Origin of the sequence: Chitinophaga terrae (ex Kim and Jung 2007) (assembly GCF_900107795.1) — a bacterium.
Lineage (GTDB): Bacteria > Bacteroidota > Bacteroidia > Chitinophagales > Chitinophagaceae > Chitinophaga > Chitinophaga terrae.
This window is the reverse complement of the sequence record NZ_FNRL01000024.1, coordinates 26168-43286: the sequence shown is the minus strand read 5'-3', so window position 1 is coordinate 43286 and position 17119 is coordinate 26168. Positions and strand designations below refer to the sequence as shown.

Genomic DNA, 17119 nt, shown 5'->3' with positions numbered 1-17119 from the left:
CTACAACCATATAACTATGAAATACTGGCAACGATGCAAGTTGTTACTTGTTTTGAGTGGCCTAACGCTATCTCTTCATGCTGAAACATCTTCTTCACCTGCCCGCTGGGACGCCAGCTGGATCTCCCTGCCCTCGGCAGACCGGGCCGGGTATGGCGTATATCTTTTCAGGAAGCAATTTGACCTGACCAACTACTCGGGTCCTTTTGTTATTCATTGCTCTGCAGATAACGGGTACCGCCTGTACGTAAACGGGAAATTTGTGGCAATGGGACCGGCAAAGTCCGACCTTTCCAACTGGTATTATGAAACAATAGATATAGGACCTTTCCTGAAATATGGCGTTAATACGCTGGCTGCAGAAGTCGTGAATTTTGGTGAGTTTAAACCGAGATCGCAGTTCTCGCATGCTACAGGGCTGCTGGTACAGGGCAACACAGCAAAGGAAGCGGCTATCATCAATACCGGTACCACCTGGAAAGGGATGGAAGACGCTTCGGTTACTGTATGGCCTGTGAGTACCAGCGGCTTTTACGGCGCTTACCCCGGCGACAGCATTATCTCTCAATACAAATTCTGGGGATGGGAACAACCTGGGTATGACGATTCGAAATGGGAGAAGGCCGTGGTTACAGGACCCGTAGCGTTGCAGGGAAACAGTTCGCAGAACTGGCGATTGCTTGCTCCCCGTGAAGTGAATGCACTGATGATGGAAAAACGCCGTTTTGTGCAGTTGAAAGAAAATGGAGAAGTGAAGCCGTCCGGCCGCTTCCTGGAAGGCGTACAACCCCTGACCATTCCGGCCAAACAGAAGATCAGCCTGCTATTTGATGCCGGCGAACAAACTGCCGGCTTTCCTGAACTGCTGATCAGCGGCGGCCTCGATGCCAATATCAATCTTACTTACCTGCCGGATTATACAGGCGTTACCACGCTGCAGGACTATATACGCCCTGATGGCGCTTCCAGGCGCACTTTTATCCCAACCGGCTACCGGACCTTCAGGTACATACAGGTAGATATTGCAACGAATAAGGCGCCGTTAACCATACATGATTATTGTTACCAGGATACCCGGAACCTGCTGACAGACAGATCTGCATTCGCTGCATCTCCCGGTCTTGATACGCTTTGGAAAGCAGCCAGACACCTGGCCCTGGCGGGAGCGCAGGATAATTTATATGAAGATACCTACACGGAGCAGCTGCAATACATCAGCAGCGCACGTATTCATGGCCAGGCTATAGCCGCATTTACCGGCGACCTGCAACTTTTCAGGCAAGCCATCTGGCTGGCCGACCAATCGCGCATCCCGGAAGGTTTGATCCGCGACCGCTACCCGTCTGACGACCGGGTAGTGAGCGTTTCCTCTTCCCTGCAATGGATAGGAGCGTTGCAGGATTATTTAATGTGGAAGGCCGACAGGCAGTTTGCGAAGCAACTGTATCCTGGCGTTAAGCAGGTGATCGGCTGGTATGAGAAATATGCCGATGCTAATGGTATAGCGAATGCTAATATGCCTTACCGGAATGAGGCGCCTGCCGGTACCTGCGCTTACCAATACCTGCTGGCATTGCGCCAGGCGGCACAGATTGCAGGGTTTTGCGAGCAACCGTCCGACTCTGCCGGCTATACGAAAACCGCCGACAGGTTGAGGGAAACATTATACCAGCAATTATTCAACCAGGATAAGGGGTTGTTCACAAGTGCCAGCGGCAGGGAGGTTTCCAGGTATGTAACGGCTTTGGCAGTACTGGCCCAGGCAGTTCCTCCCAAACAAATTAAAAGTGTGATACAGCATATGCTGGCCGAAAAACCAGCGCCGGATGAAACCCTGTATGAGAAATACTTCATCGGGAGAGCGGTAATGGAATCAGGGTTTACAGAACAATCGATGAATGAACTGCAGCCCATCCAGGCCATGCTTGAACAGCATCATCCTGCGTTTTTCAGGTCGGGGGCCTCTATGGTCAATCTGTGGTTGCTGGGAATTACAGCAGGCATACAGCCGGCTTCTTATGGCTATCGTACTGTGCTTATTGCACCGGAACCTGGTAATTTATCGGCGGTGCAGGCAACAATGGTGCACCCCGACGGCAATACGATGGGCGTTGATCTTCAGTTCCGGAATAACCGCGTTAAAGGAAAAGTAAACCTGCCATTTGGCGTCACGGGCAAGTTCCGCTGGCGGGGCAAAGAAATAACGTTGCATGGCGGACCGCAAGAGGTTTCGTTATAAACTAAAAAAGGGAAGAGGGGACTATTAATCCCCTCTTCCCTTTTCAATATCTTTCAGATAGATGATCTTCGTTTATCTTACTCCCCTGCGTGCAGCACTTTTAGCAACAAAATAGTTAATAGCCAGCAATGCGATGCAGATAGCCAATCCAAAGAATTCCCTTGTCTCTTCTATCCATGGTTTTGTAGCCTTCATTGTTTCCGCGAGGTTTTCTGCATTGTGTTTGGTAAACCAGTCAATTACCCCGTTCTGATCCACCAGTTTATAAATAGCATATGCGAGGTAAACGACAATCCCCAGGATATACAGTTTCGGGTAAAACCTGTTCCTTGCCGCAAGCCCGCAAAGCACCGCAGAATAAAGATAGATGGGCATCCACACGTAAGGATCAGGATCATTATATTGCAAGCCGGCAAACAACACGAACAGCAGGCAGAAGACAATATTGATTATTTTCATGTCTAAAAAATTAGGGCTTAAACTTACACAAAAGAATTACAATTATGATAGGGAAAAATGATTAATGGTAGTGGTAAATTCCCAGAAAGTAATGATTCTTTAACCAGCTTTATGATATTTTTTTATCCGCGGAGTGCGGATTAGTGGTATGACAGCATGTAAATTTGTCATTTTTAAAAAAATTGTTTAACTCTTCCTTGTCTGGCCAGAATTAATGTTCTAAATTAGTTTAACAAGACGATTCCACGTGAGAACCAAAATCTGTAATTGAGTTTGTTTGTTGCCAGGCTATGTTTCTCACAATTTGAAGTCCATATCATTCACCTTAAAACCAAGCCCGAATGGAATAGGGATTTTTGTTGGTGTTGTTGTCGGAATTAGATGTTTGATCACTTGCTTTTTTTGATAGGCCGACATGACACTTTTTTAATTGCAGCTCATTAGTGTATTTGGAAAGGAAATAGAATAGGATCATCAGTTATGACTGGCGTTAAGTCCCTCGACAGCCAGACCGGTATTGTTAGTTTGCTAATGAGTATTGCCAATTATTCTTTTCGTTAAATCAATTGTACACAGCGACTTACCAGCTGCAGTGTGATGGGGCTTTTTGTGCCATACCGGGTAAAGTCAATGTATGCATTGTTAACCCGCTGAATACTTTCTCAGCGGGATAGGGTATTGTATGCCTGCGTGGGAAGATTTTATGTTTAAAATTAATAGTTAGGAAGCCTTATAGAATCTGTTGATCGAGCGATAGGCCAACGTATAACCGTTAACGTATGATAGTAAACAAATGCTTTTCAAATGACCCTTAAACGCTTTAAATGGAGAGAAGTATACTCAGGGAATAGCGTACTCGCCATATAATTTAACGTATACAGCATTGCTGTAGCCAAATATTTGACCTGTTAAACGCATGTTATAACGGGATCAGAACACGTATGCCTTGTAGTGTCGGATTCACCGGTCTGATACTGCTTATTTTCTAACAATTTTCTTAAAACGTTACCCTTATTCACGTTATGAAGAAGCAATTTAGTCGCGCATTGGCCGCACTTTTCGGTCTGTTACTACTGTTTGCCCACAGTGGTGTATTTGCGCAAGCACCAGTTACGGGCACGGTTACCGATAAAGCATCAGGTAACCCGTTGCCGGGAGTTTCGGTGGCTATTAAAGGCACCAACAAAGGTACCGCCACAGATCCTTCAGGTAAATTTAACCTGACCGTTAAGGCCGGGCAAACACTCGTTTTCTCATTCGTAGGTTACGATCCTCAGGAAGTGGTAGTAGGAACAGGACCTGTGAATGTGCAACTCAGTGAAAAAGTAGGTTCTCTCGAAGAAGTAGTTGTAACCGGTTACGCCAGCCAGAAAAAGAAAGACCTCACTGGCGCCGTTTCCGTGGTGAAGGTCGAAAACCTTACCAAACAACCCACTTCCCAGATCGCCAGCCAGTTGCAGGGCCAGGTATCGGGTGTGACCGTGCTGGGCGGCGGACAGCCAGGCCAGGAGCCGCAGGTAAAGATCAGGGGTATCAATACCTTCGGTAACAATACCCCGCTTTATATCGTAGATGGAGTGCCTATCTCCAACCTCGCAGATGTAAACCCTAACGACGTTCAGACCATGCAGGTACTGAAAGACGCAGGCGCTGCATCTATCTATGGCGCCAGGGCAGCAAACGGCGTGATCGTGATCACTACCAAAAGAGGTACAGGAAAAGTAAAAGTAAATTACGACGGTTATTATGGCCGCCAGGTGCCTCAAAGCGGTAACGTATGGAACCTCCTGAATCCACAGGAACAGGCGAACCTGAAATGGATGGCTATCGCCAACTCACCGGGCAACCCATTCGAAGATGCGCAATATGGTAACGGCAGCACTCCTGTACTGCCAGACTACATTGCTCCGGAAGGTTTGAAAGAAGGAGATCCACGCGTAAATCCTGACCGTTACTTTGTAAATCCTAATTACAAAAACGCCGGCGACCTGGATAAATTTTACCGCATCACCAAAGCGAACAAACAAGGTACCGACTGGTTCCATGAAATATTCAAACCAGCGCCTATCACCAGCCATAACGTTTCTGTTGCCGGGGGTGGAGATATCGGAAGCTATTTCTTCTCTTTCTACTATTTCAATCAGCAGGGTACTTTATTAAACACTTATAATAAACGCTACGCTGTTCGCGCCAACAGTTCATTTAACGTAACTGATCATATCAGGGTAGGTCAGAATATGGAGTATTCTATCATCAACAACCCGCAGATAGGTACGCTCGTTGAAGGTAGCGGTATAGGTATGGCCTTCCGCGAACTGACCATTATCCCGGTTTACGATATTAAAGGCAACTACGCAGGTTCCAGCGGTAAAGACTTAGGTAACGCCCGTAACCCTGTGGCGATCCAGGACCGTTTCGGAAGAACTAAAACACTTGCCAGCCGCTTGCTGGGTAATGTTTATGCAGAAGCCGACATCCTGAAGAACTTTACACTGCGTACCAGCTTCGGTGGTGAGATTTATTCGTTCAACAACCGCAATTTCACATTGCCTGAATATGAAAACGCAGAAAACAATAAGGTGAACTCCTACACGGAAACAACCGGTAACGGTTATGACTGGACATGGACCAACACCCTGACCTATCATAAGAACTTCTCGCAACAACATGACCTGAAAGTAATGATTGGTACAGAAGCTTACGATAACCAATTCCGTACGCTTACCGGTACAACTACCGATTACTTCTCTTTCGATCCTAATTTCGCTAACCTCAGCACCGGGGCCGGTACGCCAACTAACGGAAGCGATTTCGGAAGCGATGGTCTGTTCTCCCTGTTTGCAAGGGTAGATTACGCCTTCAAAGATCGTTACCTCGTAGGAGCCCTGATCCGTCGTGATGGTTCCAGCAGGTTCGGTTCCAGCAACAGGTATGGTAACTTCCCTGCAGCCAGTGTGGCATGGCGTATTTCTCAGGAAGAATTCATGAAGAATATCAGCTGGATCTCTGACCTGAAGATCCGCGCCGGTTACGGTATCATGGGTAACCAGATCAACGTTACACCGAGCAACCAGTTCATTGCCTACGGCTTCGACAGAACTTCCTCTTTCTATTCTATCAACGGCGCTCCTACCACCAGCAAAGGATTTATCCGTCGCCAGATCGGTAACCCTAACGCAAAATGGGAAAGCAACGTGAACTCAAATATCGGTATCGATGCGACCCTCTTTAAAGGCGTGCTCGAATTCACATTGGATTACTATAACAAAGAAGTACGAGACCTCCTGTATAACCCGGAATTAGCCGGCGTATTCGGTGCCGCAACCGTACCATTCACCAACGTGGCAAAAATGAAGAACCACGGTTGGGATCTCTCTATCACTTTCACCAAAGACCTGGCAAAAGACCTGAAGTTAACTGCTAACGGTGCTTTAACTACTTATAAGAACGAAATCCTCGCGATCTCTGAATCAGCTCCATACTTCGACCTGGAAAGCCGTCGTTTCGGTTCTCCTATCATCAGGAATGCTATTGGTCAGTCGATCAGCGAATTCTTTGGTTACAAGATCATCGGGTTCTGGGACAGCAAAGAAGAAGTGGATGCTGCCAACGCCGCCGCCAAAGCTAAATACCCCGACCTGAAAGAGTACCAGCTGGGCGCTGCTATGGGCCGCTTCAAATATGCTGATGTGAACGGCGATGGTAAAGTAGATGCAGATGACCGTACTTTCTTGGGTAATCCTAACCCTAAATTCTCCTACGGTCTGAACCTCAACCTGGCTTACAAGCAGTTCGATCTGAGCGCCTTCTTCTACGGCGTACAAGGCAACAAGATCTGGAACCAGGTTAGATGGTGGACAGATTTCTATCCTTCTTTCGTAAGCGCCAAGAGCAAAACTGCGCTGTATGATTCATGGAGACCAGATCATAAGAATGCAACTGCTCCAATCCAGGAAGTCAGCTCTTCTCCAAGTACCTCCGGTGCTCCAAACTCTTACTTTGTTGAAAACGGATCCTACCTGCGCCTGAAAAACATACAGGTTGGTTACACCTTGCCTTCTTACCTGTTGAAGAGAGTGGGTGTCGAAAAATTCAGAGTTTATGTACAGGCTGCGAACCTGTTCACTATTACCAAGTACACAGGTATCGATCCTGAAGTAGCAGGTAATACACAGTCATTCGGCCTTGATGAAGGCGCTTATCCAAACCAGCGCCAGTATTTGATCGGAGTTAACGTGGGCTTCTGATTTTTTTGTTGAACTGAAAAATTGAATCAAATGAAAACATTAAGATATTCAGGTATCATTCTTTTATTAACGGCAGCCTCCTTTACTGCGTGTAATAAAAGCTTTCTGGATCGTGATCCTAAAGGTATCCTTACAGAAGAGATCGTGGCAAACAGGGATGGTGTGAACTACCTGTTGCTGGGCGCCTATGCAGCGCTGGACGGACAGGGAAATGGCGCCGCCCTCGGCGGTGGCAACCCCTGGGAAGCCGCTCCTACCAACTGGGTTTATGGCAGCGTTTGCGGAGGCGATGCGCACAAAGGTAGTAACGCCGGCGACCAGGAACCGATCAACGAGATCGCTAAAAGCATACATACTGCAGCCAACGGTTTCTTTAACACAAAATGGAAAGCAGTTTACGAAGGCGTTAGCCGTTGTAATCTGACCCTTACCAAAATGAAACAGGCTACAGACATGACGCCCGACGAACGCAAATCTGTAGAAGCACAGGCCCGTTTCCTGCGCGGACACTATTATTTCGAACTGCGGAAAATGTTCGGCAACATTCCGTATGTATCCGATAGCACAACTGATGTTCGTGTAGCCAACGATAAAGAAGTATGGCCTTTTATTGAAGCAGATTTCAAATTTGCAGTGGATAACCTGCCAGTTAACTGGTCTGGCGGCGATATAGCCAGGGCTAATAAATCTGCAGCGCAGGCATACCTGGCTAAAACTTATCTCTACCAGGGCAAGAACCAGGAAGCTTACGACCTGTTCACAACCGTGATCAATACCGGTCAAACTTCTGAAGGCCTGAAATACGACCTGCCTAAACGCTACGAAGATAACTTCGATGCAGCCAGGAAAAGAGGAAACCCCGAATCCGTTTTCTTCATCGAAATGACAGCAAACGATGGTACCAACACCATTGCCAACGCCAACGCAGGTGAAATGCTCAACTTCCCTTACGATCCAAGTCCTTTCGGCTGTTGTGGTTTCTTCCAGCCGTCGCAAGACCTGGTGAACTCTTACAGGGTAGATGACAATGGCTTGCCTTATCTTGATGATTATAACGATCATCCGATCAAATCCGATAAAGGCATTAGCAGCGATGCTCCGTTTACGCCGGATACTGACCCTATCGATCCGCGTTTAGACTGGAACGTTGGTCGCCGCGGTTTGCCATACCACGACTGGGGTAATCACCCGGGCGCTAAATGGCAACGCGACCAGGGTTACGGCGGCCCTTATTCTCCAAAGAAAATGGTGTACTGGAAGAAAGACCAGGATAAATACCATGATGCACACTCCTGGGCTCCCGGATCTGCCATCAATGTAAACCTGATCCGCTTTGCAGATGTACTGTTGATGGGCGCGGAAGCCGCAGCGCAAACCGGCCATCTTGATATCGCCACTGAGTGGGTGAACAGGGTGCGCAGAAGGATGAAAAACAATCCTTCAGAATGGCTGCATAAATTCAACGATGCTACGCAAACTTTCAGTACCACTGAATTTGCCGCTAACTATAAGATCGGTGAATATCCTGTTTTCTCAAGCAAGGATTATGCAATGAAAGCCATCCAGTTCGAACGCAAGATCGAGCTGGCAACAGAAGGGCACCGCTTCTTCGACCTCTCAAGATGGGGTATTGCTGATAAAGTGCTCAACGCCTACTACGACTATGAGCGTACTATCACCCCCGACCTGATAGGTGCAGTGTTTACTAAAGGCAAGAACGAATACTTCCCTATTCCTCAGCGCCAGATCGACCTGACACTCCAGAACGGTCAACGTGTGCTGAAACAGAATAAAGGGTACTAGTTTCACGCAAAGACGCCGAAGGGAGCAAAGGACGCAAAGGAATTTTTATTAAGGAAAATAAGAAAGCAAAGGGAGCGAAGAATTATGTTATATACAGAATCTTCACTCCCTTTGCTTTCTTATTTTCCTTAATAATCTTATTTTCCTTAAAAAAATCCTTTGCGTCCTTTGCTCCCTTCCGCGTCTTTGCGTGAAATCTTCGCTGAAAAGTCTATCTTACTCTAAATAATTTTAGTACATGATCCGCCGTCTTAGCGCAGGAATACTCATATTATCGGGGTTGGTTGCCTGCCAGCAGCCCCCGAAAGGAAAGGTTTTAGCAGATAAATATTGTACGAGCTGTCATATGGCGGTAACGCCGGATATGCTGGATAAGAAAACGTGGACTGATCATGTTTTGCCTAACATGGCCCTTCGCCTGGGGATCAGGGTATGGTCGGGCAACCAGTATTACCCGCCGATGCCGGGAGATAAGCCGGCCGCCATCAGTATAGATGACTGGAATACGCTTGTTGCTTATTTTAAGGATAATGCGCCGGATAAATTGCCTGAAGCTAAGGCACCAGCCTATAAGAATGATTGGGCGAATTTTGAGCTTAAAATCCCAAAGTTTACAGATAGCGCCTTTGAGGCCGCCACAACCATGGTCAGCTTCTACCCGGAAAACGGGGCAATATTGACCAGTAACGGGGAGAATATGCTAACCAGGTGGAATAACAAACTGGAAGCGGAGCATACCTGGAAACTGCCGTCCCCGGCGGTTGCCGCGCTGTACAAAACGGATTCCGCCGGGCATACGGAAACCATATTGACGGAGATCGGCAATATCAGGGCGTTAGACGCGTCGGCAGGCATTATCACCAGACTTGATGTAAACGATACAGCGAGCAAACAGAAAGATATCATGGCGTTCTTTAAACGCCCCGTTTCTACACTGGAAGCAGATTTTAACAAAGATGGACTGAACGACCTGCTGGTTTGCGCATTTGGACACAACCAGGGAGGGCTTTACCAGTTAAGGCAGATGCCGGACCACTCGTATAAGCAATTGCCGGTATGGGAGATTCCCGGGGCCATTCACGCAGAGACCGGCGATTTTAATAACGACGGTTTCACGGATATCATGGCGTTGTTTGCGGCCGGCGACGAAGGTATCTGGCTGTTTGAAAATGACGGGAAAGGAGAGTTTAAATCGAGGAACCTGTTAAGATTTCCGCCGCTTTATGGTTCTACAAGCTTCCAGCTGGCAGATATGAACGGCGATGGAAAGCTGGATATCCTTTATACCTGCGGCGACAATGCAGATTATTCGATGGTGCTTAAACCTTACCACGGAATTTATGTCTATATTAATAAGGGCGACTGGAAATTTGACCTGGGATGGAAGTTCCCGGTGAACGGTTGCACGAAAGCTGTAGCGGCAGATTTTAACGGAGACGGGAAGCTGGATATCGCATCAATCGCCTTCTTTGCTGACTTTAAGAACCGTCCTGCAGAAAAGTTCTTGTACTTCGAGGCAGATCCGAAAACACTAAATTTTACTGCACATGCTATTCCTGTTGAAAAAGAAGGAAGGTGGATCAGTATGGATGTGAAAGATTATGATAAAGATGGAGATCCTGATATCGTACTTGGAAACTATGCTGCCGGATTTCTTATACTCGATCAGTATAAGCCTGACTGGAAAGAATATCAACCTTTTATAGTACTGGAGAACAAATACGGGAAATAACTATTGCGTAAAATTGAATTGTTTATTTGGAATAAAGGTAGAAATACGTATCTTACGGTCGCATTCTATCGGTTGCATTTTTAATACGAACGGAGTCGATGCTTATGGAGAAAATTTCATTCTTTTATGGTGTTTTTCCTGCATGTTTAGGTTTGAGATAAATGAACAAATAAAAATTTAACATAACAGTTTTTAACGTTATGTATTAAGATATCCTGATGCATAATCAGGTTTTAGAATGGCGGAAGGAGAGGCAGTGATGCCTCTCTTTTATTTTATACCCCTGCCAACGTTCTTCCTCCCTGAAGGATATTTTTTTCAGCTTTTTTAACCTTCTATCATAAAAAAGGCGGCGAATGTGTGAAAATCCCCTTATAACTGGTAATTTTATTCTGTAATCAGCATTTCATATTAAAATAGGATATCAGTGGCGGAATATGTATACGACGTGGAAAGCGTGAGCAAGCTGCTAAGAAAGATCATTCAGGAGAACGGTAGCGAGAAAGCAAATAACTGGTTGCAACAACGGTACGAAAGCCAACAGTCAACCGGCGTTATAGCCCAGTTTAACCAGACATTCACTGCTATTCCACGATTCACAGGAAAGGAAATCATTCACATCCAACCTTCAGAACAGGAACAATTACAACAATTGGTACCGGGTTTTTTCGTAGGGGGATGGACGTTAGACAGACTGGCAAGAGTATGGTGGTTACTTCAATTGCCGGCAAAAGACAAACAGGCGTATATCACCGCAGTGGAAAACCTGTTCAATGCTGCCGAAATGAACGAACTGGCCGCCCTTTACAGCGCCCTGCCTTTGCTGGCATGGCCCGAAGAATGGACCGGCCGCACTGCCGAAGGCATCAGGTCCAATATCGGCGTTGTCCAGGAAGCAATTATGCTGGATAATCCCTATCCTGCCAAATTCCTTTCAGAACCTGCCTGGAACCAGCTGGTAATGAAAGCTATCTTCACAGACAAACCTCTTCACAGGATCATAGGCCTGGATGAAAGAGCCAATACAGCCCTGGTAAACATCCTGGTAGATTTTGCCCATGAACGCTGGGCTGCAGGACGGACCCTGGATCCGATGCAATGGCGTATACTCGTCAACTTTGTGAATGAACAAAACCTGCCGGATATCACCAGGGTTGCTCATTCCCTCGTACCGGCCGAAAGGGAAGCCGCCGCGCTGGTATGTGCCCAAACCAGCTACGAACCAGCCAGGAAACTGGTGCCGGCCGACCTGGCAACAGCCATCCAAAACGGTGAATTAACCTGGAACACCCTGGCTGCAAAAATTTATAATAATCAAAACTGAAAATTTGACTGATATGTGCGGAATTCATGATTTAACAGAGAAAGATCTTCAACCCTTAACTTTTGCTCCTGCCTATCTCGATAAAATAAAAGGCATGCGTTTCTTTGATCCGCATGTGCACATGGTTTCAAGAACAACCGACGATTACCAGGCAATGGCAGATGCTGGCGTTGTGGCGCTGATAGAACCCGCCTTTTGGTTAGGCCAGCCAAGAACAGGAGTGGATACCTTCAGGGACTATTTCAGCAGTTTGCTGGGATGGGAACGTTTCCGCGCTTCCCAGTTCGGTATCAAACACTACTGCACCATCGGACTCAACTCCAAGGAAGCTAATAACGAAAAACTGGCGGAAGCCGTAATGGAAATACTCCCGCAGTTCATCTATAAAGAAGGGGTAGTAGGCGTAGGAGAAATCGGGTTTGATGATCAGACCGCCCTGGAAGAAAAATATTACCGGGCCCAGTTAGAACTGGCCAAGGAAGCCGGTTTGCCCGTTCAGATACATACTCCCCACCGCGATAAAAAGAAAGGCACCCAAAGAAGCATGGATATCGCTTTGGAACACGGCCTGGATCCTCACATGGTCATTGTAGACCACAACAACGAGGAAACTGTAAAAGAGGTGCTGGACAGGGGTTTCTGGGCTGCTTTTACTATCTATCCTTTCACAAAAATGGGCAACGAAAGAATGGTAGAAGTAGTGAAACAATATGGTAGCGAACGAATTATGATTAACTCCGCCGCCGACTGGGGGATCAGCGACCCGCTGGCCGTACCTAAGACCGCAGCTTTAATGCACGAAAGTGGTATTGACTTGAATGATATTCATTTGGTAACTTACGCCAACGCTGTAAAAGCTTTCGCGCAAAGTGGGCAAATTGACGAAGCAGATTTTGATCTGGCTAAAAATATTGATCAAAGTGAAAAATTTAACGGAAGTTCCATCCTGCGCGGAGGACAACAGCCCCGAATTGATAAAAACACAACCATCATCCGGTAGCCCAGAGAGCATCGTTTCTGCTGGCAATAAACCATGAAAACCTCATTAGACGGTGACTTATATTGTTAGCAAATTGATTGGATATCTGCGCCTGATGCGACCAGCCAATATTGTTACTGCGGTAGCAGACATATTGGCTGGTGTGGCTATTTCAGGTTATTTACTGAATGTCTCCTTCGACATTGTAACACTCGAATTTATTCTGCCCGTCGCCTGCCTATGCCTGGCTACCATCGGGTTATACGGCGGTGGCGTAGTGTTTAACGACGTTTTTGATGCAGAATTAGATAAGATTGAACGACCAGAACGGCCTATCCCAGGCGGTATCATATCTAAAACACAAGCCATTATTTTAGGTGGCTATCTTTTCCTTGTAGGCATTCTCGCCGCTTTTTCAGTAGGCGGTTTGGCCGGCTACTCCGGTTGGCTCGCAGTAGCCATCACCATCAGCTGTATCGTTTACGACAAGTGGGGTAAACATCATGATATACTGGGCCCATTGAACATGGGCTTATGCCGCGGGCTTAACCTCCTGCTTGGCATCAGCATCGTTCCCGCCGCCCTCGAATCTTACTGGTGGATGGGATTGATCCCTATCCTGTATATCGCTGCCGTAACAAATATCAGCAGGGGAGAAGTGCATGGGGGCAACGCCAAAACACTGCGGCTAACTGCATGGATCTATGCAGCGGTATACGGAACCATGACCGCACTCGCCATTATTCATCATAAGATCTGGACTGCCGCTCCTTTCATCATACTGTTCGCGGTGATGATCAACCTGCCCCTGTTCAGGGCCATGAAATCACCTACAGGGCCCAATATCGGTAAAGCAGTGAAAGGCGGCATCATTGCACTGATTGCGATGAACGCCGCATGGGTAGCGGCATTCTCCACATTGCCATACGCATTGCTCGTACTGCTCCTGCTGCCCATCTCTATGGTGCTGGGCCGCTTGTTCGCCGTCACGTGAGTTTCACGCAAAGGCGCGTAAGGAAGCAAAGAGGCATAAGGATTTTTTTTAAGAGACATAAGGATTAAAGCGAGTATTATTAAGAATTACCAATTTGTTTCTATTGAAACAGAAACCTTTTTATAGTTCTTAAAAACATCCGCTTTAATCCTTATGTCTCTTAAAAAAAATCCTTATGCCTCTTAAAAAAAATCTTACGTCTCTTTGCTTCCTTACGCACCTTTGCGAGAAACTCACTCGATGAGGCCGCGTTTATACGCTTCTTTTACAAGGCCGGCCGTGTTTTTTACGGCTAGTTTCTGGGTTAGGTTCAGGCGATGTGTTTCTACGGTTCTCAGGCTGATGAATAGTGTGTCGGCTATTTCCTGGTTGGAGTATTCCTCTGCTATCAGCTTGAGGATCTCCTTTTCACGGCGCGTAAGCGGGATGCTGTAGCCGCTGCGTTTCTGGCCTGTAAGCATTTCGTCGAGCAGGAGGTGTTTGACGGATTCGTCGAGGTATGCTTCACCTGCGTACACGGTTTCGATAGCTTCGCAGAGCTTTGGCGGCGTTACGTTTTTCAGCAGGTAACCGGATGCGCCATTCCTTAGCATTTGCTTGATATAATGGGATTCCATGAAACTGCTTAATGCAATGATCCTGACGGCAGGATGATTTTTCTTCACCATTTTACAAAGCTCCAGGCCATCCAGGTCGGGCATTTGAATGTCCAGCAGTAATACATCCGGTTGCACTTTGGGCAAAGCGTCCATTAACGCGGTAGGGATATTGCTGTCGTACACTAATTCAAATTGCGGATAAGGAGCTAACATTGCTTTTAAGCCACTGATCACCAGCAGGTGGTCATCCGTAATTGCGATTCTGATAGGCATAACGATGAAATTAAAAGACTGGTTGTAATTGTATTGGTTGTGTGGCAGAAGTATTGAACTCGATATACACCGTAGTTCCATGTCCGGGGATGGCGGTGATGGTCAGTTGCCCGTTCAGTGATCTGATCCTTTCTTCCAGGTTCTTTAACCCGATCCCTCTATGCGGGTGGGTTGATTGTTCAAATCCAACTCCGTTGTCTTCTACCGTGATGGTGAGCAGATGCTGATGTTGTGTGACCTGCACCAGCGCCTCCGTGGCCTGCGCATGTTTGATGATGTTATTCACCAGTTCCTGCACGATCCGGTAAATAGATAGTTCAAAGCTGCTTTTCAGCTGGCGTATTTCCCCGTTGGTGTAGAAGCTGATCTGAAGCTGCCTGGAATGACTCGCATTTTTACAGAAAAGTTCCAGCGCATTCGCCAGTCCCAGCCGGCTTAACTGGTCGGGCGCCAGGTTGTGAGCAGTTTTGCGCACCTCAATAATGGCCTCATCCAGCATTTGCAGGGCATGGTTATAACTTTCATTCTCGTGTAGCCAATCCCGTTCGTTCCTGAATGCACAGAAATGCATCTTCACGGCCGAAAGCAATCCTCCTACTCCATCATGCAGCTCGCGGGATAAACGTTTTCTTTCTTTTTCTTCTCCCTTCATCATCGCTTCAAGTATTTCCACTGTTCTCTCGGCTTTCAGCATCTGCAGGTGCTGGCGCTGCCTGTAGCTTTTCTGCCTGAAACGGTACCAGACCAGGTAGCCAGCAATAACGAGGAAGATAAGCCCGGAAAGAAAGATGCCGATCCAGGTATTTTGCTGTTGCAGCTGCAGATCCTTTTTTGCCAGCAATAATTGCTGCTCGGCCAGGTCCCTGTCCTTCTTCTCCGACTGGTATTGCAGTTCTAGTTGCTGCACCATTTTCCTGGAGTTGATACCCGTAAGGGAATCATTCAGTTGTTCATATAGTTGCCGCAGGGCCAGGGCTTCTTTATAATTCTTTTGCGCTGCCTGGTTGTCGGAAGCTGCCAGGTAGGCCTGTTTCAGCAGGTCGCTGGAGTGGCACTGCCGGGCAAGGGTAAGCGCTTTATCCAGGTAGGTATTGGCCTGCCGGTATTGACCGCTGCTGTACAACGCCTTCGCATATCCCAGGTAGAGTACAAGCTGGTTTTCTGCGTCGGGGATGGGCCATAGCTGCATGGCTTTTTGATAGGCTTCTATGGCTTGCTGATGATGTTGCTGGTTGGTATAAACCCGGGCCCGGGATGTAAGCGCGCTTAGTACTAACAGGCTGTCGTCTGTTTGCCTGCTGATAGCTAAGGCTTTATCATATAAGCGGTTGGCGGCAGGGAAATCCCCGCTGTAATTCTTGCTGTTGCCCATGTTTACCAGGGCAAGCGCCATGCGCCTGAGGTTCCCGGATTTGCGGCCGCTGTCATAAGCTCTGCTGGCGTAATGATAGCCTTTTTCATAATCGCCCAGCGCAATAAATACGGTAGCCAGGCGGTTGATGACCAGGCCGCTGATGCTCTGATCGTCGAGTTGTTCCGATAGTTTGAGAGCTTCCAGGTAGGCTTCCGCGGCGGCCGGGTAGTTGCCCATCTGCTGGTATTCCATGCCCTTGTAACAGATAGCCGTGGCCCTGTCTGAATGCAAACCCAATGAATCGTAGATGGATATTGCTTTTTCGAGCAGCTTTAAGGAAGCCATGTATTCTCCTTTTACATCCTGGATATACATGTAATGACAGGCGAAATCGGCGATGCCCTTGCGGTAATTGAGAGCAATGCTGACATTCAGTCCCCGTTTAAAGGCTTGCGCTGCTTTGCTGATCTCCTCGGGCAAGACGCTTAACCCGTAAGCATAACAGGCGTTCACGGTATTGCTGTCGGCCGGCTTTTGCTGCATTACCAGCAACAAGCTGTCGGAATACGACAATACCGGTACTTTAGCCGGCTGGCTAGTCCATAACCAGCTATGAATGGTCAGAAAAACGATTCTCCACATTCCTGTAAAACTTGTGCAACTTTCGTTGCGATGTTAATAAAGGCTATATCAGGTACACGCACAATGGATAATCCGATGCAGGAAATTCCTGTCCGATGCAGCCGCATTCGGCAAAATATGCACACTGTATGCAACAAAAGATGCGATGAACAACCGATGTTACAGGGTTAACGGCTACATTTAAAAGTGTATTGACCAGTCAAACAATTGTTAATTCTCAGGCTGTAAAAAACCTCTTATTTCTACAGTAGCGTAAAGTTCAATATTTCTCTTTTAATACACAATAGGCGCTGTGACGAGCGGAAAGGCCAGGCGACGGAATGAGGTGGGGCGCTGGTTGTAATTCGCTACAGAAGCGGGTTTGTAGACAAACGGTTTATATCAGTAGAACTACGCAATTTATAAATTACTGGTTTTTACCGTTGCCCGCGGCATAGGAAATAAGTTCCTTTGTGAACCGATAAATGATTCTAC

The 17119-nt window shown here is 47.1% G+C and carries 10 protein-coding genes; 7 read left to right on the top strand and 3 right to left on the bottom strand.

Annotation, left to right across the window (positions count from 1 at the left end):
* Positions 1-16: 16 nt before the first annotated feature.
* Entirely contained in the window at positions 17-2239 is a 2223-nt protein-coding gene (locus BLV62_RS21305; protein ID WP_089764121.1) for an alpha-L-rhamnosidase N-terminal domain-containing protein, read from the top strand.
* A gap of 72 nt (positions 2240-2311) precedes the next feature.
* Here BLV62_RS21305 and BLV62_RS21300 read toward each other — a convergent pair whose 3' ends face one another.
* Positions 2312-2698, bottom strand: a complete 387-nt coding sequence (locus tag BLV62_RS21300) for a transmembrane 220 family protein (RefSeq protein WP_089764118.1) — start codon at positions 2696-2698, stop codon at positions 2312-2314.
* Positions 2699-3720: 1022 nt separating this feature from the next.
* Here BLV62_RS21300 and BLV62_RS21295 point away from each other — a divergent pair.
* From BLV62_RS21295 to eboC, 6 genes are all read left to right on the top strand, one after another.
* Positions 3721-6945: a SusC/RagA family TonB-linked outer membrane protein gene (locus BLV62_RS21295; RefSeq protein ID WP_089764116.1), complete on the top strand. Its 3225-nt coding sequence runs from the start codon at positions 3721-3723 to the stop codon at positions 6943-6945.
* Between the two features lie 30 nt (positions 6946-6975).
* On the top strand, positions 6976-8748 hold the full coding sequence (locus tag BLV62_RS21290) for a RagB/SusD family nutrient uptake outer membrane protein (RefSeq protein ID WP_089764114.1): 1773 nt from the start codon (positions 6976-6978) through the stop codon (positions 8746-8748).
* A gap of 238 nt (positions 8749-8986) precedes the next feature.
* Positions 8987-10480, top strand: a complete 1494-nt coding sequence (locus BLV62_RS21285) for an FG-GAP repeat domain-containing protein (RefSeq protein WP_089764112.1) — start codon at positions 8987-8989, stop codon at positions 10478-10480.
* A gap of 427 nt (positions 10481-10907) precedes the next feature.
* Positions 10908-11804 carry an EboA domain-containing protein gene (locus BLV62_RS21280; RefSeq protein WP_211117910.1) on the top strand — a complete coding sequence of 299 codons (897 nt, stop codon included), beginning with the start codon at positions 10908-10910 and terminating at the stop codon, positions 11802-11804.
* A gap of 13 nt (positions 11805-11817) precedes the next feature.
* Entirely contained in the window at positions 11818-12804 is a 987-nt protein-coding gene (locus BLV62_RS21275) for a TatD family hydrolase (protein ID WP_089764110.1), read from the top strand.
* 94 nt (positions 12805-12898) lie between these two features.
* Positions 12899-13777: a UbiA-like protein EboC gene (eboC, locus tag BLV62_RS21270; RefSeq protein ID WP_089764107.1), complete on the top strand. Its 879-nt coding sequence runs from the start codon at positions 12899-12901 to the stop codon at positions 13775-13777.
* A gap of 233 nt (positions 13778-14010) precedes the next feature.
* Here the strand turns inward: eboC and BLV62_RS21265 are convergent, their stop codons facing one another.
* Together BLV62_RS21265 and BLV62_RS21260 are read right to left on the bottom strand one after the other, a co-directional pair.
* Positions 14011-14649 (bottom strand): response regulator, encoded by a 639-nt coding sequence (locus BLV62_RS21265; RefSeq protein ID WP_089764105.1) that lies wholly within the window; start codon positions 14647-14649, stop codon positions 14011-14013.
* A gap of 10 nt (positions 14650-14659) precedes the next feature.
* Positions 14660-16645: a tetratricopeptide repeat-containing sensor histidine kinase gene (locus tag BLV62_RS21260; RefSeq protein ID WP_089764103.1), complete on the bottom strand. Its 1986-nt coding sequence runs from the start codon at positions 16643-16645 to the stop codon at positions 14660-14662.
* Positions 16646-17119 lie beyond the last annotated feature (474 nt).

What these genes read in the sequence shown, in the direction of transcription:
- BLV62_RS21300 (WP_089764118.1), bottom strand. Translation starts at nt 2,698, where the DNA reads ATGAAAATAATCAATATTGTCTTCTGCCTGCTGTTCGTGTTGTTTGCC.
- BLV62_RS21265 (WP_089764105.1), bottom strand. Translation starts at nt 14,649, where the DNA reads ATGCCTATCAGAATCGCAATTACGGATGACCACCTGCTGGTGATCAGT.
- BLV62_RS21290 (WP_089764114.1), top strand. Translation starts at nt 6,976, where the DNA reads ATGAAAACATTAAGATATTCAGGTATCATTCTTTTATTAACGGCAGCC.
- BLV62_RS21295 (WP_089764116.1), top strand. Translation starts at nt 3,721, where the DNA reads ATGAAGAAGCAATTTAGTCGCGCATTGGCCGCACTTTTCGGTCTGTTA.
- BLV62_RS21305 (WP_089764121.1), top strand. Translation starts at nt 17, where the DNA reads ATGAAATACTGGCAACGATGCAAGTTGTTACTTGTTTTGAGTGGCCTA.
- BLV62_RS21275 (WP_089764110.1), top strand. Translation starts at nt 11,818, where the DNA reads ATGTGCGGAATTCATGATTTAACAGAGAAAGATCTTCAACCCTTAACT.
- BLV62_RS21260 (WP_089764103.1), bottom strand. Translation starts at nt 16,645, where the DNA reads ATGTGGAGAATCGTTTTTCTGACCATTCATAGCTGGTTATGGACTAGC.
- eboC (WP_089764107.1), top strand. Translation starts at nt 12,899, where the DNA reads ATGCGACCAGCCAATATTGTTACTGCGGTAGCAGACATATTGGCTGGT.
- BLV62_RS21285 (WP_089764112.1), top strand. Translation starts at nt 8,987, where the DNA reads ATGATCCGCCGTCTTAGCGCAGGAATACTCATATTATCGGGGTTGGTT.